Annotated in this window: 24 protein-coding genes; 10 read left to right on the top strand and 14 right to left on the bottom strand. The window is 72.9% G+C overall.

Annotation, left to right across the window (positions count from 1 at the left end):
* Positions 1-110 precede the first annotated feature (110 nt).
* Positions 111-1,034, top strand: a complete 924-nt coding sequence (locus AC1RSJ_RS13175; protein ID WP_493118849.1) for an ABC transporter permease — start codon at positions 111-113, stop codon at positions 1,032-1,034.
* Positions 1,034-2,215 (top strand): ABC transporter ATP-binding protein, encoded by a 1,182-nt coding sequence (locus tag AC1RSJ_RS13170; protein ID WP_493118848.1) that lies wholly within the window; start codon positions 1,034-1,036, stop codon positions 2,213-2,215. The genes AC1RSJ_RS13175 and AC1RSJ_RS13170 overlap by 1 nt, the downstream gene beginning before the upstream one ends.
* On the opposite strand, the gene AC1RSJ_RS13165 is transcribed toward AC1RSJ_RS13170, so the two are convergent.
* From AC1RSJ_RS13165 to AC1RSJ_RS13155, 3 genes are read right to left on the bottom strand one after another with little or no spacing between them, the layout of a single operon-like run.
* The gene (locus tag AC1RSJ_RS13165; RefSeq protein ID WP_493118847.1) at positions 2,212-3,198 is read right to left on the bottom strand and encodes a glycosyltransferase family A protein; all 987 of its coding nucleotides are present in this window, start codon (positions 3,196-3,198) and stop codon (positions 2,212-2,214) included. The two genes, AC1RSJ_RS13170 and AC1RSJ_RS13165, sit on opposite strands and share 4 nt — an antisense overlap.
* Positions 3,195-4,118, bottom strand: a complete 924-nt coding sequence (locus AC1RSJ_RS13160; RefSeq protein ID WP_493118846.1) for an NAD-dependent epimerase/dehydratase family protein — start codon at positions 4,116-4,118, stop codon at positions 3,195-3,197. Before AC1RSJ_RS13160 ends, AC1RSJ_RS13165 begins: the two co-directional genes overlap by 4 nt.
* Positions 4,111-5,370 carry a rhamnosyltransferase WsaF family glycosyltransferase gene (locus AC1RSJ_RS13155; protein ID WP_493118845.1) on the bottom strand — a complete coding sequence of 420 codons (1,260 nt, stop codon included), beginning with the start codon at positions 5,368-5,370 and terminating at the stop codon, positions 4,111-4,113. Before AC1RSJ_RS13155 ends, AC1RSJ_RS13160 begins: the two co-directional genes overlap by 8 nt.
* A 137-nt stretch (positions 5,371-5,507) precedes the next feature.
* Here AC1RSJ_RS13155 and AC1RSJ_RS13150 point away from each other — a divergent pair, with 137 nt between their 5' ends.
* Positions 5,508-6,389, top strand: coding sequence for a glycosyltransferase family 2 protein (locus AC1RSJ_RS13150; RefSeq protein WP_493118844.1), 882 nt, complete (start codon positions 5,508-5,510; stop codon positions 6,387-6,389).
* Here the strand turns inward: AC1RSJ_RS13150 and rfbA are convergent.
* A complete protein-coding gene (gene rfbA, locus AC1RSJ_RS13145; RefSeq protein WP_493118843.1) occupies positions 6,362-7,225 on the bottom strand; it encodes a glucose-1-phosphate thymidylyltransferase RfbA in 864 nt (287 codons plus the stop codon). The two genes, AC1RSJ_RS13150 and rfbA, sit on opposite strands and share 28 nt — an antisense overlap.
* Positions 7,222-7,848 carry a dTDP-4-dehydrorhamnose 3,5-epimerase family protein gene (locus AC1RSJ_RS13140; protein ID WP_493118842.1) on the bottom strand — a complete coding sequence of 209 codons (627 nt, stop codon included), beginning with the start codon at positions 7,846-7,848 and terminating at the stop codon, positions 7,222-7,224. Before AC1RSJ_RS13140 ends, rfbA begins: the two co-directional genes overlap by 4 nt.
* Before the next feature lie 73 nt (positions 7,849-7,921).
* Between AC1RSJ_RS13140 and rfbB the strand changes: the two genes are divergently transcribed.
* From rfbB to AC1RSJ_RS13125, 3 genes are read left to right on the top strand one after another with little or no spacing between them, the layout of a single operon-like run.
* Positions 7,922-8,920, top strand: a complete 999-nt coding sequence (rfbB, locus tag AC1RSJ_RS13135; RefSeq protein ID WP_493118841.1) for a dTDP-glucose 4,6-dehydratase — start codon at positions 7,922-7,924, stop codon at positions 8,918-8,920.
* Entirely contained in the window at positions 8,920-9,786 is an 867-nt protein-coding gene (rfbD, locus tag AC1RSJ_RS13130) for a dTDP-4-dehydrorhamnose reductase (protein ID WP_493118840.1), read from the top strand. The genes rfbB and rfbD overlap by 1 nt, the downstream gene beginning before the upstream one ends.
* Positions 9,783-10,907 (top strand): glycosyltransferase family 4 protein, encoded by a 1,125-nt coding sequence (locus AC1RSJ_RS13125; RefSeq protein ID WP_493118838.1) that lies wholly within the window; start codon positions 9,783-9,785, stop codon positions 10,905-10,907. Before rfbD ends, AC1RSJ_RS13125 begins: the two co-directional genes overlap by 4 nt.
* A 17-nt stretch (positions 10,908-10,924) precedes the next feature.
* Here the strand turns inward: AC1RSJ_RS13125 and AC1RSJ_RS13120 are convergent, their stop codons facing one another.
* Genes AC1RSJ_RS13120 through AC1RSJ_RS13105 form a run of 4 tightly spaced genes read right to left on the bottom strand, consistent with a single transcriptional unit; the run spans position 10,925 to position 15,266 of the window.
* Entirely contained in the window at positions 10,925-12,118 is a 1,194-nt protein-coding gene (locus AC1RSJ_RS13120; RefSeq protein WP_493118837.1) for an acyltransferase family protein, read from the bottom strand.
* Complete coding sequence (locus tag AC1RSJ_RS13115; protein ID WP_493118836.1) at positions 12,111-13,580, bottom strand: LCP family protein; 1,470 nt, start codon at positions 13,578-13,580, stop codon at positions 12,111-12,113. The genes AC1RSJ_RS13120 and AC1RSJ_RS13115 overlap by 8 nt, the downstream gene beginning before the upstream one ends.
* Positions 13,581-13,627: 47 nt before the next feature.
* Complete coding sequence (gene purE, locus AC1RSJ_RS13110) at positions 13,628-14,095, bottom strand: 5-(carboxyamino)imidazole ribonucleotide mutase (protein WP_493118873.1); 468 nt, start codon at positions 14,093-14,095, stop codon at positions 13,628-13,630.
* Between the two features lie 43 nt (positions 14,096-14,138).
* Positions 14,139-15,266 (bottom strand): 5-(carboxyamino)imidazole ribonucleotide synthase, encoded by a 1,128-nt coding sequence (locus tag AC1RSJ_RS13105; protein ID WP_493118835.1) that lies wholly within the window; start codon positions 15,264-15,266, stop codon positions 14,139-14,141.
* Positions 15,267-15,354: 88 nt separating this feature from the next.
* On the opposite strand from AC1RSJ_RS13105, the gene AC1RSJ_RS13100 reads away from it, so the two are divergent.
* Entirely contained in the window at positions 15,355-15,903 is a 549-nt protein-coding gene (locus AC1RSJ_RS13100) for a GtrA family protein (RefSeq protein ID WP_493118834.1), read from the top strand.
* Here the strand turns inward: AC1RSJ_RS13100 and AC1RSJ_RS13095 are convergent.
* Together AC1RSJ_RS13095 and AC1RSJ_RS13090 are read right to left on the bottom strand one after the other, a co-directional pair.
* Positions 15,845-16,405, bottom strand: coding sequence for a PH domain-containing protein (locus AC1RSJ_RS13095; protein WP_493118833.1), 561 nt, complete (start codon positions 16,403-16,405; stop codon positions 15,845-15,847). The two genes, AC1RSJ_RS13100 and AC1RSJ_RS13095, sit on opposite strands and share 59 nt — an antisense overlap.
* Positions 16,402-17,241, bottom strand: coding sequence for a biotin--[acetyl-CoA-carboxylase] ligase (locus AC1RSJ_RS13090; protein ID WP_493118832.1), 840 nt, complete (start codon positions 17,239-17,241; stop codon positions 16,402-16,404). Before AC1RSJ_RS13090 ends, AC1RSJ_RS13095 begins: the two co-directional genes overlap by 4 nt.
* Positions 17,242-17,307: 66 nt before the next feature.
* Here AC1RSJ_RS13090 and AC1RSJ_RS13085 point away from each other — a divergent pair, with 66 nt between their 5' ends.
* From AC1RSJ_RS13085 to AC1RSJ_RS13075, 3 genes are all read left to right on the top strand, one after another.
* A complete protein-coding gene (locus AC1RSJ_RS13085) occupies positions 17,308-18,123 on the top strand; it encodes a polyprenol monophosphomannose synthase (protein WP_493118831.1) in 816 nt (271 codons plus the stop codon).
* Between the two features lie 86 nt (positions 18,124-18,209).
* Positions 18,210-19,817, top strand: coding sequence for an acyl-CoA carboxylase subunit beta (locus AC1RSJ_RS13080; protein WP_493118872.1), 1,608 nt, complete (start codon positions 18,210-18,212; stop codon positions 19,815-19,817).
* The gene (locus tag AC1RSJ_RS13075; protein WP_493118830.1) at positions 19,814-20,059 is read left to right on the top strand and encodes an acyl-CoA carboxylase subunit epsilon; all 246 of its coding nucleotides are present in this window, start codon (positions 19,814-19,816) and stop codon (positions 20,057-20,059) included. The genes AC1RSJ_RS13080 and AC1RSJ_RS13075 overlap by 4 nt, the downstream gene beginning before the upstream one ends.
* Before the next feature lie 399 nt (positions 20,060-20,458).
* Here AC1RSJ_RS13075 and AC1RSJ_RS13070 read toward each other — a convergent pair whose 3' ends face one another.
* From AC1RSJ_RS13070 to AC1RSJ_RS13060, 3 genes are read right to left on the bottom strand one after another with little or no spacing between them, the layout of a single operon-like run.
* Positions 20,459-21,487: a DUF8320 family protein gene (locus AC1RSJ_RS13070; protein ID WP_493118829.1), complete on the bottom strand. Its 1,029-nt coding sequence runs from the start codon at positions 21,485-21,487 to the stop codon at positions 20,459-20,461.
* Positions 21,484-22,710, bottom strand: a complete 1,227-nt coding sequence (locus AC1RSJ_RS13065) for a sensor histidine kinase (RefSeq protein ID WP_493118828.1) — start codon at positions 22,708-22,710, stop codon at positions 21,484-21,486. Before AC1RSJ_RS13065 ends, AC1RSJ_RS13070 begins: the two co-directional genes overlap by 4 nt.
* Positions 22,697-23,377, bottom strand: a complete 681-nt coding sequence (locus AC1RSJ_RS13060) for a response regulator transcription factor (RefSeq protein ID WP_493118827.1) — start codon at positions 23,375-23,377, stop codon at positions 22,697-22,699. The genes AC1RSJ_RS13065 and AC1RSJ_RS13060 overlap by 14 nt, the downstream gene beginning before the upstream one ends.
* Between the last annotated feature and the right edge of the window lie 14 nt (positions 23,378-23,391).

Below are 23,391 nucleotides of genomic sequence, written 5' to 3'. Positions count from 1 at the left end.
CACTTGAAGGCGCGTCACCCGTTCGGGAGGGGCCTTGAGCGCCCGTGCACCGGCTCGGCTCTACAATCGTCGGGACCGTCCCCGAGGAAGACACCGGGGCCTTCCCGAGGATGACATCTGTGACCACAGCCGCTGCGCGCGAGAGAGAGGCGCGGATCGCCGACCTCCCGTTCGTGACCGTGGATTCGGGCGGAGGCTTCTTCCGCGGCACCGCGAGATCGATCCGCGAGATCTGGGGACGACGCGAGCTGCTCGGCCTGCTCGTGCGCCGCGAGGTGCGCGCGCGCTACAAGGACAGCTCGCTCGGCATCGTGTGGAGCCTGCTGCGTCCCATCGCCCAGCTGCTCATCTACTATTTCATCATCGGCCAGGTGCTCGGCGTCGCCCGAGGGGTGCCGCAGTTCGCGATCTTCGTGTTCACGGGCCTCACCGCCTGGACGCTCTTCACCGAGATCCTGCAGAACGCGACGAGCTCGATCGTCAACAACGCCGGGCTCATCAAGAAGGTCTACCTGCCGCGCGAGATCTTCCCGCTCGCGTCGGTGGGCGGCGGGCTGTTCAGCCTCGGCATCCAGTTCGTGGTCCTGCTCGTCGGCAGCCTCGCGCTCGGGCAGTTCCCGATCTCGCGCGAGATCGTCTACCTGATCCCGTCGCTGCTGCTGCTCATCATCTACGCCTCGGCCCTCGGCATCCTGCTCTCCGCCGCCAACGTCTACCTGCGCGACTTCCAGCACCTCGTCGAGGTCGTCCTGCTCGTGCTGTTCTGGGCGTCGCCGATCGTCTACTCGTTCGGCTACATCCACCAGTACCTCGGCGACGGCCTCCTCGGCGAGATCTACCTGGCGAACCCGATCACCCTCGGCGTGATCGGGCTGCAGAAGGCGATGTGGATCGCCGGCTCGACCGTGCCGGGCGCCTTCCCGCCCGGGCTGGAGCTGCGGATGCTCATCGCCTTCCTCGTGGGCCTCGTGCTCCTGTTCGTGGCGCAGCGCGTGTTCTCGCGGCTGCAGGGCAACTTCGCGCAGGAGCTGTGATGCCGGCATCGACCATCGTCGACATCCAGCGGATGTCCAAGCGCTTCGTCCTCCACCAGGACAAGTCCATCAAGGAGCGGCTCGTCAACTTCCGCTCCTCGAAGTCGCACCGCGAGGACTTCTGGGCGCTCCGCGACATCGACCTCAGCATCGAGACCGGGTCGACCCTCGGCCTCGTCGGCCACAACGGCTCCGGCAAGAGCACCCTGCTGAAGATCATCGGCGGCATCATCCAGCCGAGCTCCGGCCGTGTGATGCGCAAGGGCCGGCTCGCCGCCCTGCTCGAGCTCGGCGCCGGCTTCCACCCGGATCTCACCGGCCGCGAGAACGTCTACCTCAACGCCTCGATCCTCGGCCTGAGCCGGGCCGAGACCGACCGGCAGTTCGACGCGATCGTCGACTTCTCGGGCATCGAGGACTTCATCGACACCCAGGTGAAGTTCTACAGCTCCGGCATGTACGTGCGGCTCGGCTTCGCGGTCGCGGTGCACCTCGACCCCGACCTGCTCCTCGTCGACGAGGTGCTCGCGGTCGGCGACGAGCCGTTCCAGCGCAAGTGCATGGACAAGATCGCGGAGTTCCAGCGCGAGGGCCGCACCATCGTGCTCGTCACCCACTCCGCCCAGCAGGTCATGGCCATGTGCGACCGGGTCGCGGTGCTGAACCACGGCTCGCTCATCCACGACGGCGACCCCGTGGAGGGCCTGCGGGCGCTGCGCGAGAGCTTCGAGACCGGCGAGACGACCGGTGCCGACTCCGACAACTCGGTGGTCTCCATCCGCGGCGTCCGGATCTCGGCGAGCGAGCGCGAGCTCACCGGCGAGATCCCGCTCGGCGCCGACCTCACCGTCGAGGTGGACCACCGCGTCGGCAGCGCGCCGGCCGGCTGGCTCGCGGGCATCGACATCCAGAACCCGCTCGGCCAGTCGATCTACGGCGTCAACACGGCCGGCCTGCGGCTTGCGATGCCGACGGAGCCCGGCGACTACACGCTGCGCATCCAGCTGCCGCACACGTCGCTCGGCAGCGGCCGCCACCTGCTGTACTCCACGGTCGTGACCGCGGAGGGCGACCCGATCGACGCCACGTCGGACCCGGTCGAGTTCCTCATGGCGCAGGACCCGCACGGCGTCGGCTACCTGCAGTTCGCCTCGAGCGGCGAGGTCGGCCCCCGCCGCTAGCGGTGCCCGTGCCGGCGCTTGCGGCTGTGCTCGAGCGAGCCCGCGCGCACGGCGCCGGTGTCGGCGAGGTCCACCCGGCTGGCCCGGCGCATCGCCGACCAGCGGCGCCACTGGTACGCGGGGTTCACGACGAGCCAGCGCAGCTTCTCGACCGCCGAGTAGTCGCTGTCGCGCACGATCGACAGCGAGTTGCCGATACTGCCCTTGATCGTCGCCTTGATCACCTCGGCACGCCCCATCCGGTGGAAGGGGAACCCGAGGCGGCGGAGTCCGACCGTCTCGTCGAAGATGCGCGGGCCGTACTCGTCGTAGGAGAGGTCGTTCGAGTGCTCGACGACTGCGCGGCCGGCGTACGCCCGCCAGTAGCCGAGGTTGAGGGCCTGCTGCGCCATGAGCTGGTCCTCGGAGTAGGGCACGTCGGCGAACGGCAGCGGCCCGGTGGCGAGGTCGCGGCGCACGGCCGCGTTGACGTCGGAGTGGAACTCGGCCGCGCTCGCCTCGGCGGCGCTGAACGGGCGGGCGGCATGGCCCCAGATCGTGGTCGCGCTGTTCGGGCCCTGGTGCCGGAACGTGCCGATGATGTCGTAGCGCTGCAGCGGGAACGCGCGCTGGCGCGGGTACTGGCGCCCCGTGACGATCGCCACCTTGTCGCTCAGCGCGAACGGCGCGAGCAGCTCGCTGAGCCACTCCCGGTCGAGCGGCACGGCGTCCTGGGTGAGGAAGGCGACGTAGCGGCCGCGCGTCATCCGCACCGCGAGGTCGCGGGTGCGTCCGTGGCCGAACTCGCTGTTCGGGATCTCGTGCAGCCGCACGGCCGGGTGCCGCGCGACGATCTCCAGCGTGGCGTCCTTCGACCCCGAGTCGATGACGAGCACCTCGTACTCGCCGTCGACCACCTGCTGCTCGACCGACTCGAGCAGCCGCTCGAGGTAGTCCTCGCCGTTGTAGGTCACGATGACGACGCTCGCCAGCACCTCGGTCATGCGATCCCCCGGATGTCGTCGTACGTCAGTGCGATGCCCTCGTCGAGCGGGAGCGGCTCCACCCGGCCGAACTCGCGGTCGAACAGGGCGGTGTCGAGCACGACCTTCTGCACGAAGGTCGGCGGTGTCGGCATCTCGGTGATGTCGAAGTCCACGCCGACCACCCGGCGGATCGCCGCGAGCACCTCGCCGACCGAGTAGCCGTGGCCGCTGCCGAGGTTGTAGATCGGCGCGGCCGGCTCGCCCTCGGCGATCGACACGATCATCCGGACGACGTCCTCGACGTAGACGTAGTCGCGCACCATCCCGCCGTCGCCGTAGCGCACGACCGGCCGGCCCTCGACGACGTTGCGGAGCGCGATCGGGATGAGTCCCTGCCGGCGGAACGCGCGCTGGCGCGGGCCGTAGGGGTTCGAGATGCGCAGCGCGGTCGAGCGGAGCCCGTGGGTGGCGCGGAAGTAGTCGAGGTAGCGCTCGATGGTGAGCTTGCCGATGCCGTAGGGCGAGAGCGGCAGCGCCGGATCCGACTCGGAGTAGACCTCGCGCCCCTGGTCGCCGTAGATCGCACCGCCCGTCGACGCGTAGAACACGCGCCCGACGCCCGCGCGCACCGACAGGTCGAGCAGCTCGACCGTCTGCGCCACGTTCGTGCGCAGGTCGAAGGTCGGATCGCCCTCGGCGCTGGCCGGGGTGCTCGTCGAGAGGAGGTGGAACACCCAGTCGCGGCCCTCGACGGCCGCGGCGAGGTCGGCCGAGCTGAGGAAGTCGCCGCGGATCGCCGTGACGCCCTCGGCGCGGTAGGTCGGCGCCGGGCCGCTGAACCGGTCGAACGCGGTCACCGAGTGACCGGCCGCGGCCAGCGCATCCACGAGATGCGAGCCGATGAAGCCGTTGCCTCCGATGACGACGGCGTCAGCCATGCATCGCCCTCTCGAGCGCGTCGACGAACTGGGTGCCGGAGTCGGCCCAGCTGCGGTCGGCCACCGACTCGGAGCGGGCCACGGCGCGCTCGACCGCGTCCGGCGCGTCCAGGATCCGCTCGATGCGGTCGGCGATCGCGCCGGGCGAGGGCGCGACGTAGTCGATGAAGGGGTTGTCCGACACCATCCGGTTGTTCGGGGCGTCGTTCACCACGGCGGCCGTGCCGCAGGCGAGCAGCTCGAGCGGCAGCAGCGACATGTTCGTCAGCGAGAGCACGAGCCCCGCGGCGCAGCGGTTGTAGACCGCGTTGAGCTGCGAGAGCTCCAGCGAGGCCAGGTTGCGGTAGGCGAACGGCACGTTCCAGCCGCGCACGTCCCAGCCGGCGAAGTTGATGACGAGACCGGGGCGGCGCTCGGCCAGCTTCGCCAGGGCGAGCACGCCGAACTCGAACGCCCGTCGCGTGGTGACCGGGCGCGCGTAGAAGAACACCTCGTCGCGGCGGCCGCGGTTCGTGAGGTTGTAGAGGCTCCGGTCCACCGAGAAGTCGAAGTGGTCGGTCGTCATGCCGTACTCGTCGTGCAGCTTGCGCGCGAGCCAGCCGCCCGCGGTGATGCCCTGGAACCCGAAGCGGTACGTGTTCTCGGCGAGCAGCGACTCGGTGCCGACCGGGTAGAACGAGGGCTCGAAGTCCTGGATGAAGTACATCCGGCGGGCGCGCGACGGATCCCGGTAGGACGGATACGCGGTCTCCCACCCGGTGGCGAACAGCGCCTGGGTGGACGCGTGCACGCCGACCTCGGGGCGGTAGTCCTCGATCGTCGCGTCGAGGTGCGGGTACGCCTCGCTCGCCTGGAGCATCGCGCGCACGTCGCGGAGGCTGTGCCCGAACTGGTCGTAGAGGTAGATGCGCGAGCGGTGGCCGCGCTCCTCGGCGAACTTGATGAACCGGAACAGGTTCTGGTGCCCGCCGCTCTCGGCGCCGGGAGGCGACATGATCCAGCCGAGCTCGAGCGGCTCCGACACCACGCGCACCGGGTCGGTGCGCCAGGCCGGCGAGTCCGTCCAGTCGACGTTCTCCGCGTCGTCCGTCGCCACCAGCATCGTCGGCAGCACGCCGCCGCCGGTCGAGGCGGCGGGGCCGACGAGCAGGCCGCCGAGCTTGCCGAAGATCCGGCCGAGCAGCCGTCGCGGCCCCTCGTCCCGGAGAATCAGCCCGGCCCGGCTGACGTTGCGGCGGAGTCGGGACACCATGCCGCCAGTCTACGGGGGCCCGGTCTGCGCCCCGGCCGGGAGCGCACCGGGGCGGGCGGGGCGGCGGCCCGGCCCCGGGTCGGACACCACCCGGACGCCGGGTCCGGTCCCATCCCGGACGCCTAGGCTGGAGCATCATGCCGTCGACTGAGCCTGGACGCGAGACCGCGATCGTCACGGTCTCGTACCGCTCCGTCGACGACGTCGTCGGGTTCCTGGAGTCCGCCGCCCGCGTCGCGCCGCACGTGCCCGTCGTCGTCGTCGACAACCCGTCGGAGGAGTCGGACCGCATCGCGGCCGTCGTCGAGGCCTCCGCCGCCACCCTGATCCGGCAGGGCGAGAACGTCGGCTACGGTCCGGCCGCGAACGCCGGCGTGCGGTCGCTGCCGCCGGAGGTGCGCTACGTGCTCATCTCGAACCCGGACGTCCGCCTCCACGAGGGCGCGCTGGAGACCCTGCTCGACGGGCTGCAGGACGGCGATGCCGCGACCGGCCCGCGCATCCTCAACGAGGACGGCTCGGTGTACCCGTCCGCCCGCGAGGTGCCGTCGCTGCGCACCGGCATCGGCCACGCGCTGTTCTCGCGGGTGTGGCCCGCGAACCCGTGGACCCGCCGCTACCGCGCGGAGCTCGAGCCGAGCGACCTCGGCCGCACGGCCGGCTGGCTCTCCGGCGCCTGCCTGCTCGTGCGCCGCGACGCGTACGAGCGCGTCGGCGGTTTCGACGAGAGCTACTTCATGTACTTCGAGGACGTCGACCTCGGCTACCGCTTCACCCGCGCCGGCTTCGCGAACCGCTACGTGCCCGGCGCTGTGGTCACCCACATCGGCGGCACGGCGACGGCCGGGTCGGCGCAGATGCTCATCGTGCACCACCGCAGCGCCGACCGCTTCCTGTCGACGAAGTACCGCGGCTGGCACCTCGCGCCGGTGCGCTGGGCGCTGCACCTCGGGCTCGAGGTGCGCGCCCGCTGGGTGACCCGCGGCGCGCGTCAGGCGTCGAGGAGCCGCGTCAGGTAGGCGCCGTAGCCGCTCTTCACGAGCGGCGCGGCGAGCTCGCGCGTCTGGGCGTCGTCGATCCAGCCGGCGCGCCAGGCGATCTCCTCGATGCAGCCGATCTTGAAGCCCTGCCGGTCCTCGATGACCTTCACGTACTCCGACGCCTGCATCATCGACTCGAACGTGCCGGTGTCGAGCCACGCGACGCCGCGGTCGAGCACCTGCACCTGCAGCCGGCCGGCCTCGAGGTAACGCTCGTTCACGGTCGAGATCTCCAGCTCGCCGCGCGCGCTCGGCTCGATCGTCTTCGCGATGCCGACGACGTCGTTGTCGTAGAAGTAGAGGCCCGGCACCGCGTAGTTCGACTTCGGCTTCACCGGCTTCTCCTCGATGGAGAGCGCGGTGAAGTCGTCGTCGAACTCGACGACGCCGTAGGCGGTCGGGTCGGCGACCTGGTAGGCGAAGATCAGGCCGCCCTCGATGTCGGTGTTCTGCCGCAGCGACGAGCCGAGGCCGACGCCGTGGAAGATGTTGTCGCCGAGCACGAGCGCGACCGAGTCGCCGCCGATGAACTCCTCGCCGATGATGAAGGCCTGCGCCAGGCCGTCCGGCGAGGGCTGCACGGCGTACTCGATGCGCATCCCGAGGTGCGAGCCGTCGCCGAGGAGCGCCCGGAACTGGTCGTTGTACTCGGGCGTCGTGATGACGAGCACCTCGCGGATGCCGGCCATCATCAGCGTCGACAGCGGGTAGTAGACCATCGGCTTGTCGTAGATCGGCATCAGCTGCTTCGAGATGCCCTTGGTGATCGGCCAGAGCCGCGTGCCGGATCCGCCGGCCAGGATGATGCCCTTCATCGCGCACCCGCCTCGGCGGCACGCGCGTCGAGCTCCGCGTACCAGGCGGTGGCGGCCTCCCAGGTGGGGAGGAGGCCGGACTCGGCCGCCGCGGTCAGCCCCGGCGCCTCCGTGTCCTTCGGCGAGAGCAGCAGCTCCGACACGTCGATCGGGAACTCGAGGCCGACCTCCGGGTCGAGCGGGTCGATGCCGTGCTCGGCGCCCGGGTTGTAGACGTCGGTGACGAGGTAGCTGACCGTCGCGTCGTCGGTCAGGGCCACGAAGCAGTGGCCGAGGCCCTCGGCGAGGTAGATGCCCCGGCGGTCGAGGTCGTCGAGCAGCACGGAGTCCCACTGCCCGAACGTCGGGGACCCGACGCGGATGTCGATCGCGAAGTCGAGCACGGCGCCGCGGGTGGCCGTGACGTACTTCGCCTGCCCGCGCGGCACGTCGGCGAAGTGGATGCCGCGCACGACGCCGCGCTTCGAGACCGAGGTGTTCGCCTGCCGCAGGTCGACCGGGTGGCCGACCGCCTCGGCGAGCCGGTCGAACCGGTACCACTCGAGGAATACGCCCCGATCGTCGCCGCGCAGTACGGGCGTGATCTCGAAGGCGCCGGGAACGGAGAGCTCGCGGATCTGCACCGGGGAAGCCTACCAACGGGCCCCCGATAGACTTCCGGACGCCCCTGCCCCCGAACGAACGGAGCGAGCCCCCGTGCGGATCCTCGTCACCGGAGGAGCCGGCTTCATCGGCTCCAACTTCGTGCACCACCTCGTGGAGCACACCGACCACGTCGTCACCGTGCTCGACAAGCTCACCTACGCCGGCAACCTCGCCTCGCTCGACGGCCTGCCGGAGGACCGGGTCGCGTTCGTGCGCGGCGACATCGCCGACGCCGCCGTGGTCGACGAGCTGTTCGCCCGGCACGACGCGGTCGTGCACTACGCGGCCGAGAGCCACAACGACAACTCGCTGCACGACCCGCGGCCGTTCCTCGACACGAACATCATCGGCACCTACACGCTGCTCGAGGCGGCGCGGAAGCACGGCATCCGGTTCCACCACATCTCGACCGACGAGGTCTACGGCGACCTGGAGCTCGACGACCCGGCGCGCTTCACCGAGGACACCCCGTACAACCCGTCGAGCCCGTACTCGTCGACGAAGGCCGGATCCGACCTGCTCGTGCGCGCCTGGGTGCGCTCGTTCGGCGTGCAGGCGACGATCTCGAACTGCTCGAACAACTACGGGCCGTACCAGCACGTCGAGAAGTTCATCCCGCGCCAGATCACGAACGTGCTCCGCGGCGAGCGCCCCAAGCTCTACGGCACGGGCGAGAACGTGCGCGACTGGATCCACGCCGACGACCACTCCTCGGCCGTGCTGACGATCCTCGAGCGGGGCGCCATCGGCGAGACCTACCTCATCGGCGCGGACGGCGAGAAGGACAACAAGCAGGTCGTCGAGCAGATCCTCACCGAGCTCGGGCAGCCGGCCGACGCCTACGACCTCGTCAAGGACCGCGCCGGCCACGACCTGCGCTACGCGATCGACTCGACGAAGCTGCGCACCGAGCTCGGCTGGACGCCGCGCTACGCCGACTTCGCCGCCGGCCTCGCGGCCACGATCGCCTGGTACCGCGACAACGAGGCCTGGTGGGCGCCGCAGAAGGACGCGACCGAGGCGAAGTACCGCGCAGCGGGGCACGCCTGATGACCGGAGCGGCACCGCTGCGCTGGCTCGTCGCCGGCGGCCGGGGAATGCTCGGCGCCGACCTGGCGCGCGCGCTCGAGGGCCGCGACGCCGTGCTGCTCGGCAGCGCGGAGCTCGACATCCGCGATCCGGAGGCCGTGCGCTCCGCGGTGCAGGGTGTCGACGTCGTCGTCAACGCCGCCGCGTACACGAAGGTCGACGACGCCGAGGCGCACGAGGACGACGCGCTCGCCGTGAACGGCAGGGGCGCCGGCATCCTGGCCCGCGCCGCCGAGGCCGTCGGCGCCCGCATGGTGCAGGTGTCGACGGACTACGTGTTCGACGGCGCGGCGACCGAGCCCTACCCGGAGGACGCGCCGCTCGCGCCGCTCGGCGCCTACGGGCGCACGAAGGCGGAGGGAGAGCGGCAGGTGGAGGCGGCGCTCGGCGACCGCGCCTGGATCGTCCGCACGGCGTGGCTCTACGGCGCCGGCGGCCCGAACTTCGCGAAGACCATGCTCCGCCTCGCCGAGGGCCGCGAGACCGTCAGCGTCGTCGACGACCAGATCGGCCAGCCCACCTGGACCGGCGACCTGGCCCGCCGCATCGTCGAGCTCGTCGACGCCGACGCGCCGGGCGGCGTCTACCACGGCACCGCCGGCGGCCGTGCGAGCTGGTTCGAGTTCGCCCGCGCCGTCTTCTCCGAGGCCGGACTCGACCCGGAGCGCGTGCTGCCGACGACGAGCGCCGAGTTCGTGCGCCCCGCGCCCCGCCCCGCGTGGTCGGTGCTCGGCCACGCCGGCTGGAGCCGCGCCGGGCTCGCGCCGCTGCGCGACTGGCGCGCGGGCCTCTCGGCCGCCGCCGGGGACGGGGTCCTGCTCCCGTGACCACGCTGCGCGTCATCCTCGATGCGATGATCGCCCCCGCCCGCGGCGGCGTCGGGCGCTACGCCGAGGAGCTGACGCGCGCGCTCATCGCCGGCGCACCGTCGGGCGCGGCCGTGACGGGCGTCGTCTCCGCGGTGCCGGAGGAGGAGCTCGCGACGATCTCCGACCTGCTGCCCGGCCTCGCCGGCCTCCACCGCTCCGCGTTCGCCCGCCGCGAGCTCGCCGCCGCCTGGCAGCACGGCTTCACGCGGCTCCCGGGCACCGGCATGATCCACGCCACGAGCCTGCTCGCGCCGCTCGCCCGCCACGACCGCGGGGCCACCCCCGGCGAGCAGATCGCCGTCACGATCCACGACTCGTCCGCCTGGACGCGGCCCGAGCTGCTGCCCGGCCGCGTCGCCGCGAACCGGCGCGCGATGGGCCGTCGCGCCGAGCGGTACGCCGACGCGATCGTCGTGCCGACCCACGCCGTCGCGGACGAGCTCGCCGGTCACCTCGACCTCGGCGACCGGATCCGGGTGATCGGCGGCGCCCCGAGCGCCGGCGTGCGCCCCGGACGGGATGCGGCCGAGCGCCGCGCGGAGCTCGGCCTGCCGGAACGCTACGTCGTGCTCGCCGGCGCCGGCGACCCCCACCGTGGCGCCCCCGCCCTCATCGCGGCGCTCGACGGGCTGCCCGCCGACGTCTCGATCGCGCTCATCGGCGCCGCCGGGGAGCTCGAGGAGGGCGACCCGCTCGCCGCGGCCGATCCCGCGCGCGTGCTCCGCCTCCCCGCCCTCGACGACGCCGCGCTCGGCGCCGTGCTCGCCGGGGCCGCGGTCTACGTGCAGCCCTCGAGCCTCGAGGGCTTCGGGCTGACGGCGCTCGAGGCCGCCTCGCTCGGCACCCCGGTCGTGCACTCCGACTCCCCCGCGCTGCTCGAGGTCATGGCCGACGCCGGGCTCGTCGTGCCGCTCGACGACGCCGAGGGGCTGCCCGCCCGGCTCGCCGAGTCGATCCGCGCCGTGCTCGACGACACGGAGCTCGCGCGACGGCTCTCCGTCGCCGGGCAGGACCGCGCCCGCACGTTCACCTGGGCCGACTCGGCCGAGAAGGTCTGGCAGCTGCACGCGGATCTCTGATCGCCGCGGGCCCCGGCTCAGAACAGCGCGCGGTGCCGCTCGATCGACTTGCCGACGCGGATCGAGAGCCGGTGCGAGGGCATCTCGACGAACCGGGTGAACAGATCGCCGACGATCACCGCGAGTGCCATGGAGATGCCGGCGATGAGCAGCAGGGAGCTGCCGCTGAGCACCGCCGCGACGCCGGTGATGATCGGCACGTGCACGAGGTACAGGCTGAACGAGATGCGGCCGAGGTAGCGGGAGGGCGCGAGCGTGAGCAGCCGCTCGACCGGCGACCACACCACCGCGAGCGCGACGAGCAGCGCGGCGCCGAGCGGCGCGATGCTCGGGCCGACCTGCCGCGAGAGGCCGTGGTCGCCGGTCATCGCGAACACGATCCACTGCGAGTCGATCGCGACGAGCGCGACGACGAGCCCGGCCGCGCCGAGGAGGTGACGCACGAGCGGCCGGAGCCGCAGCACCGTCTCCCGGAACGAGGGCAGCACCTCGCCCAGGAGCGCCCCGATGCCGAACATCGGCAGGTACAGGAAGGCGAGGGCGCCGGTGACCGCCCCCATCCAGCCGAGCAGCGCGAGTCCGACGAAGGCGACGGCGATCGCCCAGCGGCGTCGCATCACCAGCCGCGCCAGCACGACGAACAGCGGGAGCATGAACGAGAAGATGACCTCCCACTTCAGGCTCCACAGCGGATTGTCGATGATCGCGCCGCCGCCGAGCAGGTCGAGCGCGCGGATGAACGTGCCGAAGTCGAGCGGCACCGCATCCGCCCGCAGCCACTCGCTGACGAAGTCGGCCGGGGTGGGCCTGGTGATCTTCCAGATCGCCGCCGCGAGCACGACCGCGCCCGCCACCGGGAGCAGCAGTCGGATGGAGCGCCGCGGGAAGTAGCCGGCCCAGTCGTAGGACGAGGGCGAGCGGACGGCCCGCGTCAGCACGAGCCCGCTCAGCACGAAGAAGACGAACACCGCCTCCGGCCCCGCGGTGAGCAGCTTCAGCGGCGAGCTCAGCGCCCACCAGGTGAGGCTCCCGGGCTCGGGGCGCGGCGAGCCCGCGTCGATGTAGGCGGCGGCGATCGACGGCGCGATGAGGGAGGTGTGGTGCAGCAGCACGACGAGCGCCGCCACGCCGCGGAGCCCGTCGAGGGCCGGGAGGCGCAGCGAGGACGGGGCGCTCGAGACCGCCGCGCCGGTCGGCCGGGGGTCAGCCACGGCCGGCCGAGCAGGTCTGCTGGGCGGCCGACTGGCCGGTGACCGACGGCGGCAGCGTCACGGGCGCCGCCGGGGCGGTCTTCCCGTCGGACGGCGTCGCACCGCCCGTCGGGGTCGGCGTGCTCGACGGATCCGGTGCGGTCCCGCCGCCGACGGCCGCGCCGCCGAGGGCGCCGACGGCGATCGGCTGGTCGGCGCCGATCGCGCCGGTGAGCGCGGCCGCGGCCTCCGTCTGCGGCACGGTGACGGCCTGCCCGCGCACGGTCTTCGGCGTCGAGGGGTACTGTGCGAAGACGATCCGCTCGAGCGGGATGGCGCGCAGGGTCAGCGCGAGCGACACCATCGTGCTCGTCTGCGCGAGCGAGGTGGAGAGCTGCATGTTGTCGGCGGCCGCGTTGGCGAGGTTCACGAGCTCGACCGGGTTCGTCAGCGTCGCGGAGTCCTTCACCTTGCGCACGAGCGCGGAGAGGAACACCTGCTGGTTGCTGATGCGCTGGAGGTCGCTGCCGCTCGCGAGGCCGTGGCGGGTGCGCAGGAAGGAGAGCGCGTCCTGGCCCTGCAGCGTGTTCTCGCCCGCCGGGAGGTGCAGGTTCGTGTACTTGTCGTCGATCGGGGCCGCGAGGCAGACCGTGACGCCCCCGACCGCGTTCGACATGGCGACGACGCCGTCGAACTCGATCTTCGCGGCGTACTGGATGTCGAGCCCGGTCAGCGCGGTCACCGACTTCGCGACGCAGGCGAGCCCGCCGCGCGCGAGGGCGGTGTTGAAGCGGGCCGCCTCGACCGCCGGCGCGGTGCCGCCGGCCGGCTTGTCGCACTCCGGCTGCGACACGTAGAGGTCGCGCGGGATGCTCATCGCCGTCGCGGACTGCGAGCCCGGCGAGAGGTGCAGCACGATCGTCACGTCGTTGAGCGACTCGCCGCGCTGGCCGTAGGCCGCATTGCCGCCGCCGGAGTCGCTGCCGACGAGCAGGAGGTTCACGGGGTGGTCGAGCGGCCCGACCGACACGGTGCCGCCGTCGGCGCCGGGGATGTCGACCGTGTTCGAGCCGATCTTCGCGGCCACGACGCCCGCGGCGCCCGAGAACCAGGCGGCGCCGAACGCGGTGCCGGCCGTCGACACGAGCGCGACGACCGCGAGCACCGCGACGCCGGCGCGCGCGGCCGCCCCGACCCGGCCGAAGCGCACGAGCCGCAGGGTGTCGATCGTGCAGACGAGCCAGACGACGCCGTAGAACGCGAGCACGGCGGCCGCGGCCCAGAAGACGATCGGGTTCGCCACGAGGGCGAGCAGCGACTCGCGTCCGATCAGCCCGGCGACGACTGCCACCACGACGAGCGCCCAGAACACGATGGTGGTGGTGAGCGCGAAGCGGCCGGCCCGACGGCTGCCGGCGAGCACCTGCGCCGAGCCGGGCACCAGGATGTTGAGGCCGACGAGCCACCAGGCGCGCTTCGACATGAGCGGCTCGGAATGCAGGTCCGGGTAGCGGACCGGGGTGACCGGCGTCACAGGCTCTCGCGCAGCTTCGCGTTCTTCTCGGCGACGAGCGCCTCGAGTGAGGCCGCGTAGTCGGCGAGCCGGGCGGCGAGCGCCGGGTCCGAGACGGAGAGGATGCGCGCCGCCAGGATGCCGGCGTTGCGCGCGCCGCCGATCGAGACCGTGGCGACCGGGATGCCGGCCGGCATCTGCACGATGGAGAGCAGGGAGTCGAGCCCGTCGAGGCGCGCGAGCGGCACCGGCACGCCGATCACCGGCAGCGTCGTGACCGAGGCGATCATGCCCGGCAGGTGCGCGGCGCCCCCGGCGCCCGCGATGATCACGCCGACGCCGCGGCCCGCGGCCTCCGTGCCGAACTCGATCATCCGGCGCGGCGTGCGGTGCGCGGAGACGACCTCGACCTCGTGGGCGATGCCGAACTCGGTCAGCGCGGCGGCGGCGTCGCCGAGCACCGGCCAGTCGGAGTCCGAGCCCATGACGACGGACACGAGGGGGGCGGGCACCCGGCAAGGGTACTGGTCAGTTCTGGAAGATCCGTGCCGCGGCACGCGCCGCCGCGAGGGTCGGCTCGACCTCGGCGCCGAGCACGGTGACGTGCCCGACCTTGCGTCCGGGGCGCGACGCCTTCTCGTAGAAGTGGAACTTCGCCGCCGGGTGGGCCGCGAGCGCCTCCGGGTAGCGGTCGAGCATGCTGCCGGACGACGGCCCGCCGAGCACGTTCTCCATCACCGCGACCGGGGCGAGCGCATCCGGCTCGCCGAGCGGCAGGTCGAGCACGGCGCGGAGGTGCTGCTCGAACTGGCTCGTGATGGCGCCGTCGATGCTCCAGTGCCCCGTGTTGTGCGGCCGCATGGCGAGCTCGTTGACGAGCAGGCGCCCGTCCGGGGTCTCGAACAGCTCGACGGCGAGCACGCCGGTCACGTCGAGCCCCTCGGCGATCGCCACCGCCAGGTCGCGCGCCGCATGGGCGAGCGCGCCGGCGCCGGGCGCGGGGGCGACGACCTCGGCGCACACGCCATCGCGCTGCACGGTCTCCACCAGGGTCCAGGCGCGCACCTCGCCGGAGGGGCGCCGGGCGACCGACTGCGCGAGCTCTCGCGTGAACGGCACCAGCTCCTCGGCGAGGAGGCCGAGGCCGGAGCCGTGCTCGGCCTGCGCGGCGAACCAGTCGTCGGCGCCGCCCGCGTCGCGGACGACTCGGACGCCCTTGCCGTCGTAGCCGCCGCGCGGGGTCTTCACGACCGCGCTGCCGCCGTTCGCGGCGAGGAAGTCCGCCAGCTCCGCGCCATCCCGCACGACCGCCCAGGCCGGCAGCGGGGCGCCGAGCGCGGCGAGGCGGCGGCGCATCGTGATCTTGTCCTGGGCCACCTCGAGCGCGTGCGGACCGGGGCGGACCGCGACGCCGGCCGCGACGAGCGCGGCGAGCACGTCCTGCGGCACGTGCTCGTGGTCGAACGTGATCACGTCGACGTCGCGGGCGAACCGCAGCACGGCCTCCGCGTCGTGGTAGTCGCCGACGGCCGTCGCCGCGATCGCAGCCGACATGCCCTCCTGCTCGGCGAGCACCCGGATCTCGACGCCGAGCGCGATCGCCGGGGGGATCATCATCCTGGCGAGCTGACCTCCGCCGATGACACCGACGCGCATCCGACTCCCACCCGGCCCTGAGACCCTCGTGAACGGCGCGGCTAGACTGCCGCAGTCCGACCCTACCCGGCCGATTCGAGGGGATGCGATGCGACGGCTCCTCGCGCAGTTCGCGCGGTTCGGCGTCGTCGGCGGCATCGGCCTGGTGGTCGATCTGGGCCTCTTCAACCTGCTGCTCTCGACCGTGCTCGCGCCCGACCGGCTGCACGAGGGACCCGTCGTCGCGAAGCTGATCTCCAGCGCCGTCGCGATCGTCTGCAACTGGCTCGGCAACCGCTTCTGGACGTTCCGCGAGCACCGCGGCCGCCAGCTCTGGCGCGAGGGCGTCGAGTTCGGCCTCGTCAGCGTCGCCGGCATGCTCATCGGCGTCGGCTGCCTCTGGATCTCGCACTACGTGCTCGGCTTCGAGAGCCGGCTCGCCGACAACATCGCGGGCAACGGCGTCGGACTCGTGCTCGGCACGCTGTTCCGGTTCACGCTCTACCGACTCTGGGTGTTCCGCCCGCACCGCGGCGAGGCGCCGACCGGCTTCGAGGACGACGGCGAGGAGGACGACGACGCGGATGCCGACCGCGCGGTCAGCGCTCGCCCAGGTCCCCGGAGCGGCGCAGCCGCTCCTCGTGCCGCCGAGCGCTGAGCCCGCTCGCGTTCGACTCCATGAGGTCGTGGAGGGCGTCGGCCAGCAGCAGCGGCCGCGGCACGTCCCGGAGCGTCAGCGGCCGGTCGAGGCCGGTGCCGATCTCGACGTCGCCGCTCCCCGCCATCCGCTGCAGCCCGCTCCGGTGCACCGTCACGTCGTAGCCGCGGCTGTGCAGCAGCTCCTGCCGGGTGTGCGCGATCACGCCGCGGCGCACCACCACGCGCCGCGTCGTCACCGTGTAGCTCGTGGTCGCCCAGCGCAGCAGCGGCAGCAGCGTGCCGAGCAGCACCGCGACCCCGCCCGCCGCGAGCACGACGATCCGGATCCACGGCTCCGGAAGCGCGCCGACGAGATAGGCGGCAGACCCGGTCACGACCACGGCGATGACGCAGGGCAGCACGAGCGCCCGGCCGTGCGGACGCAGCCGCGCGATCACGGTCTCCGGCGTGCGCACCGGACCGGTGCGGTCGTCCGGCGCGGGCGACGGCGCCGAGCTCATCCGTGCCTCAGGTGCGTCACGTCCCCCGCCGCGACGGCGAGCGTGCCGGCGCCGTCCGTGCGCCCGACCACCAGCCGCCCGGCCGAGTCGATGTCGAGGGCGGTGCCGGCCACGATCTCGCCGCCCGGCAGCTCGACGCTGACCGGGCCGCCGAGGGTGCCGCAGAGCTCGCGCGCGCGGTCGCGGAGGCCGCTGTGGTCGGCGTTCGCGGCGGCCGCGAGCAGCGCGGACGCGTGGGAGCGCAGCCGGCGCAGGTAGTCGGCGAGCACGCGGTCGTCGAGCCCGGCGGGATCCGCGCCCTCGATCGCGAGCGAGGTCGCGGTCGGCACCGGCAGCTGCTCCGCGGTCATCCGCGTGTTGAGGCCGGCGCCGACGACGACGGCGCCGATCCCGCCCGGCGCGACGCCGGGACCGCCGAGCACCGCCTCCGACAGCACGCCGCAGACCTTCCGGTCGCCGATCAGCACGTCGTTCGGCCACTTCAGCGTGACGCCGCGCGCGGGCACGGCCTCCGTCACGGCCTCCGTCATCGCGACGCCCGCGGCGATCGCGAGCCAGCCGAGCCGCTCCGGCGGCACCGGGCGGCCGACCGCGTCGACCGGGCGGATGAGCACGCTGATCGCGAGGGAGGCGCCCGCGGGCGCTGACCAGACCCGGTCGAGCCGGCCGCGGCCCGCGGTCTGGTCGCCGGTGACCACGGTCGTGTAGTCGGCGAGCCGGCCCGCGTCCGCCTCGGCCGCCGCGCGGGCGCGCTCGACGAGCACCGCGTTGGTGGAGGGCGCGGAATCCAGCACCACCAGCTCCGGCACCTCGCGTCGGCTCGCGTCGAGGGTCATGCCGCCACGGTAGCCGCGGGGCCCCCGCCGAGCCGGGAGCCTCGCGGGCTCTATGCTCGATGCGACATGGACGAGCCGCTCCCGACCGCCGACGGGATCGCGCTCCCGGAGCCCGCCGCGACGCCGTCTGCGCCCGCCGCCGGCCGCATCCTCGTCGTGCTGCCGACCTACGACGAGGCGGAGAGCCTCGAACGGGTCGTCGCGTCGGTCCTCGCCTCGCCCGCCGACGTCGACGTGCTCGTGGTCGACGACGCGAGCCCCGACGGCACCGGCGCGATCGCCGACCGGATCGCCGCGCGGGAGCCGCGTGTCAGCGTGCTGCACCGTCCCGGACGCGCGGGACTCGGCAGCGCGTACCTCGCCGGCTTCGCGATCGCCGCCGAGCGCGGCGCCCTCGCCGTCGCGGAGATGGACGCCGACGGCTCGCATCCGGTCTCCGCCCTCCCCGCGCTCGTCGACGCCGTCCGCGGCGGCGCGGGCGCGGCCATCGGATCGCGCTGGATGCCCGGCGGCAGCACCGTGGACTGGCCCTGGCACCGCCGCCTGCTCAGCCGCGGCGCGAATGCGTACGCCCGCCTCGCGCTCGGCATCCCGGTGCGCGACGCGACCGCCGGCTACCGCGTCTACGCGACCGACGTGCTCGCCCGCGCCCACCTCGACGACGTCGTCTCGCGCGGCTACTGCTTCCAGATCGACATGACGCTGCGGGTGCTCGACGCCGGCGCCCGGATCGTGGAGGTGCCGATCGCGTTCTCCGAGCGCACCGCCGGCCGCTCCAAGATGAGCGGCGCGATCGTGGTCGAGGCGATGCTCCGCGTGACCGGCTGGGGCCTCCAGCGCCGGCTCCGCATCGGCGGACGCCGAGCACCGTCCCGCGGCTGACCCGGCCTCCTCTGCACGACATCGACGACGTGGGGGTCGATCCGCTGGCGGAGTCCTCCAGAACGCCCGCCGGAGCCGTCGCTAGGCTGGCACCCGTGACCGATGCCGCACCCCAGCACGACCTGGCCACGACCGCCGGCAAGCTCGCCGACCTCCGCGACCGCTATCACGAGGCTGTGACGGCGAGCGGCGAGGCCGCGATCGAGAAGCAGCACGCCCGCGGCAAGAAGACCGCGCGCGAGCGGATCGAGCAGCTGCTCGACCAGGGCAGCTTCGTCGAGCTCGACGAGTTCGTCCGCCACCGCACCCACGCCTTCGGGATGGAGTCGAAGCGGCCCTACGGCGACGCGGTCGTCACGGGCACCGGCACCATCCACGGCCGCCAGGTGGCCGTCTACGCCCAGGACTTCACCATCTTCGGCGGCTCGCTCGGCGAGGTGGCCGGCGAGAAGATCATCAAGGTCATGCAGCTCGCGCTGAAGACCGGGGTGCCGATCATCGGCATGCTCGACTCGGGCGGCGCCCGCATCCAGGAGGGCGTCGTCGCCCTCGGCAAGTACGGCGAGATCTTCCGCCTCAACACCGCCGCGTCCGGCGTGATCCCCCAGATCTCGATCATCATGGGCCCCGCCGCCGGCGGCGCGGTCTACTCCCCCGCCCTGACGGACTTCGTGATCATGGTCGACAAGACCAGCCAGATGTTCGTCACCGGCCCCGACGTGATCAAGACCGTGACCGGCGAGGACGTCGGCATGGAGGAGCTCGGCGGCGCGCACACGCACAGCACCCGCACCGGCGTCTCGCACTACCTCGCCGACGACGAGGACGACGCGCTCGACTACGCGCGCAGCCTCATCAGCTTCCTGCCCGACAACAACATGACCGAGCCGGTCGTGTACGAGTCGGAGGTCGAGGTCGAGGTGACCGACGCCGACAAGGTGCTCGACACCCTCATCCCGGACTCGCCGAACCAGCCCTACGACGTGCACGACGTCATCGAGCCGCTGGTCGACAACAACGACTTCCTCGAGGTGCAGCCGCTCTTCGCCCCGAACATCGTGGTCGGCTTCGCCCGCGTCGAGGGCCGCTCGATCGGCATCATCGCGAACCAGCCGTCGCAGATGGCCGGCACCCTGAACATCGAGGCCGGCGAGAAGGCGGCGCGGTTCGTGCGCTTCTGCGACGCGTTCGGCATCCCGATCCTCACGCTCGTCGACGTGCCCGGCTACCTGCCCGGCACCGACCAGGAGTGGACCGGCGTCATCCGCCGCGGCGCGAAGCTGCTCTACGCCTACGCCGAGGCGACCGTGCCGCTCGTCACGGTCATCACCCGCAAGGCCTACGGCGGCGCCTACATCGTCATGGGCTCGAAGCAGCTCGGCGCGGACATCAACTTCGCGTGGCCGACGGCCGAGATCGCGGTGATGGGCGGCCAGGGCGCCGTCAACATCCTCTACCGCAACGAGATCAAGGCGGCGGAGGCGGCCGGCGAGGATGTCGCCGCCGTGCGCACGCGGCTCGCGAACGAGTACCTCTACAACGTCGCCAGCCCGTTCCTCGCGGCCGAGCGCGGCGAGCTCGACGGCGTCATCCAGCCCTCGGCCACGCGCGTCGCCGTCATCAAGGCGCTGCGGGCCCTCCGCACCAAGCGCGCCGAGCAGCCGCCGAAGAAGCACGGGAACATCCCGCTGTGAGCGGCCGCCACAGCAGCGGCGCGGGGCCCGCGCCGGAGCCGGCCGTCGCCGGCGTGCGGATCACGGGCGGCGACCCGACCCCGGAGGAGATCGCCGCGGTGACCGCGGTGCTCTCGGCCGCGCTCGCGTCGATCTCCGCCGAGGACCGCAGCGAGGACCCGGGCACGACCGGCTGGGACCGCAGCCGTCGCGCGCCGCGACGCCGGCCGACGCCCGGCGGCTGGACCGACTGGCGCAGCTGACTTCGGATTCCGCGGCATCCGGGGCCGAGTCGATTCGGATTCCGTGGCGAGCGGGTGACTGTACCCCTCATCCCGACATCACCCACCGTCGGAATGCGCTTACGCCCCCGGAATCCCGGGCTTTCTCGGGGTACCCGATTTGTACCCCTGTGGTCCTCCGAAATGTCTACTGCGACAGGGAGGGCGAGACGGGCATCATCTTCATACGGCGGAGCGATCCGTCGTCGACTCGTCATCGCCGATCTAGGGTAAGCGCGACGATGACGTGGGGGCGGGTCAGGGCGATATTCGGGTTATCGCCCTGACCCGAAGCGTGACAGAGGGCCGGACGGGACGTCCGGCCCTCTGGTCTTTCCCGGGGCGCCTCGTCCGGGTCCTCCCGGAGTGCCGCTCCCGCGGTCAGGCGCCGCGCGGGATCTCCAGCCAGAGCTCGACCTCGTCCTCCTCGTCGGAGTCCTGTCCGAGCGCCGCGGCGTCGGAGCCGCTGAGGCTGAGGCCGACGACCGTGACGGCCACCTCCGAGCCCTCCGGCACGGTCCGCGCGATCACGCGATCGGCGCGGGTCGAGCGCAGCGCGTCGGCGAGCGAGCCGAGCACGCGGGTCAGGTCGTCGTGGTCGAGGTCGTCGATGCCGCCCTCGTCGAGCAGCACGACCTGGGTGCCGCGGCGCCGGGCGAGCATCACCTCGCGCCGCACGCCGTCGTCGAGCAGCTTGCGCCCGCGGATCTCATCGCGGATCGCGCCCTCGAGGTGCAGGCACTCCTCGCGCTCCGCGTCGCTGAGCTCGCCGCCGGTCTCGCGGATGCGCTGCAGCGTCTCGAGCGCCATCACGCCCGTCTGGCCCAGCCGGAACTGGCGCTCGCTGAGGTGCGCCTCCTGTGCCGCCTGCCACTCCGCAGCCTGGCGCTCCGCCTGCGCGAAGCGCTGCGAGTCCCTGGCCGCCTTCGACAGCGTGTTCGTGATGATGTGCGCGACGCCGACCCAGGCCGCGCTGCCGATGACGCCGAGCGGGCCGATCGCGAGCGGGCCGGCCCAGAGCAGCGTCTGCAGGCCGAGGAACACGACGCCGGCCCACGCGAAGCCCGGACGGTAGCGGGTCGCGCAGATCGTCAGCAGCGTGCCGACGGCGGCGACGTACCAGGTGCCGTAGCCGTTCTCGCGGCCGGGGTCGAGCACGCTCGTCTCGAGCAGCGGGAGCGACACCGCGACCGCGAGCGAGAACACCGCGATCCAGAGCGGCATCCGCTGGTTGCCGGTCGGCAGCAGCGCGACGACGGTCGCGAGCCCGTAGAGCGCCATGCCGACGACGACGGGCACAGACGAGCGCGCGAAGCCGAAGCCCAGCGAGTAGATCGCGAGCACGACGTGGTAGCTCGAGAACAGCGCGGCGAGCGCGACGATGATGAAGCGCGGGGGCACGACGGTCATGCGGTCGTCACCTCCGGGCTCGGCCACTGCAGCGTGATCCGCGTGCCCTCGCCCGGGGCGCTGACGACCTCGGCGTGGCCGCCGGCGCTGCCGAGCCGCTCCACGATCGAGACGCGCACGCCGAGCCGCTCGGTCGGCACGTCGCGCGGGTCGAACCCGCGGCCGTCATCGCCGACCACCACCTGGAGCCCGCCGCGCACGTCGCGCAGCTCGACCCAGCGGTGCGCCGCCTGCCCGTGCTGGAGGCTGTTCACCATCGCCTGCACCGCCGCGGCGTACATCGCCTCCGCGGCGGCGATCGGCAGCCCGGCCGAGCCGAGGTCGCCACGCCGGACCTCGAACGGCGCCGACAGCGAGTCGATCGATTCGAGGATGCGGGAGGCGACCACGGAGGCGCGCACCTCGCCGTCGACGTCCGGCCCGACGGCGGCGGCGTCGCGGAGGTGGCCGATAGCGTTGGCGGCCATCCGCGCGGCGAGCTCCTTCGCCTCCGGCGTCTCGGCGCGCGCGGCCGAGAGCAGCGTGGTGAGCACGCTGTCGTGCACGATCGCGTCGACCTGCACCCGCTCCGCCTCCACCGCGTGCTGGCGCACCGCGTGGCTGTAGCGGGCGAGCGCGGTGCCCTGCGCGGAGTCCACGGCGAGCGCGGCCCGGCGCAGCACGATGATGATGATCGTGATGACCCCGCCGAGGATGATCGAGTAGACGGAGTCGAGGATCGCCTGCACCGGCGTCACCCCGCCGCCGGCCGGCAGCACGCGGATCACGGCGTACAGCGCCGGGGCCAGGACGACGTAGACGGTGCCGGCACGGGCGCCGAAGCCGATCGTCGCGCTCGCGGTCGCGATCGTCATGTTGAAGTACAGGAAGAAGCTCGAGCTGTGCGGCGACAGCGCCGGATCGATCACCGCGAGCGGCCAGATCGCCAGGGCGAGCGCGTAGGCGATCGCGTACGAGGAGTGGGCGGCGCGGACGCCGCGGCGCAGCACGGACGCGGCCACCGTGACGAGCAGGCTGAGCCCCAGCAGCGGGAGCATCGACCACGTCCACCACGACGCGAGGTTCGGCAGCTGGGCGACCATCACGGGGATGGACTGCAGGAAGAAGGCGACGCCGAACCCGGCGGCGGAGCGCGCGACGGCGGTGTCGAGCGCCTCCAGACTCAGCGGATTGGCCGGGGTGCGGGTCGGCCGGAGCCCCGCGGGAACGTCAGGGTGCGTCATTGCCGTCGGGGTCGAGACCGGGCAGGATGCCGTCCTCGACCGCGCGGCGCAGCAGGTCGACCTTCGTCGGGGCCGGGCGGCCGACCTCGACGTACTTCACCCGGATGCGGTCGAGGTACTCGCGGGCCGTGGAGTAGCCGATGCCGAGCTGCTCGGCGGCGCGCTTGAGGGGCAGACCCGAGGCGTAGAGGTGCAGGATCTCGCGCTCGCGGCGTCCGAGCTGCGCCTTCGCGAAGTCGGCGTCGGCGTCGATCGCGGAGGCCCACTCGAGGTTGTTGAGCACGTCGCCGCGGGCCACCGTGGCGGCGGCCGCGATGACGGTCTTCGTGGCGGAGGCCTTCGGGATGACGCCGGCGGCGCCCGCCGCGAGCGCCTCGCGCACCAGGCCGACGCGGTCGGCGATCGAGTGGACGAGCACGGCCGAGCCGGCCGCCTGCACGCGCTTCACGTTGTCGGTGACGCTCGAGCCGTCGCCGAGCGACAGGTCGAGCACGACGACGTCGACCTCGCGGCCGTCGAGCTCGCGGATGAGCTCCTCGACGGTCGGGGCGACGGTGAGCACGTCATAGCCCTCGTCCTGGAAGGCGGCCCGGAGCCCGAGGCGCACGGACTCGTGGTCGTCGACCACCGCGACGCGCACTCGCGGCCGATCCACGGTCTGCGTCATGAGGTCCCGTCCTG

This window comes from Schumannella sp. GW821-FHT10F01, assembly GCF_058809295.1.
Note: the sequence above shows the minus strand (reverse complement) of the source record. Positions and strands in the feature narration are given on the sequence as shown.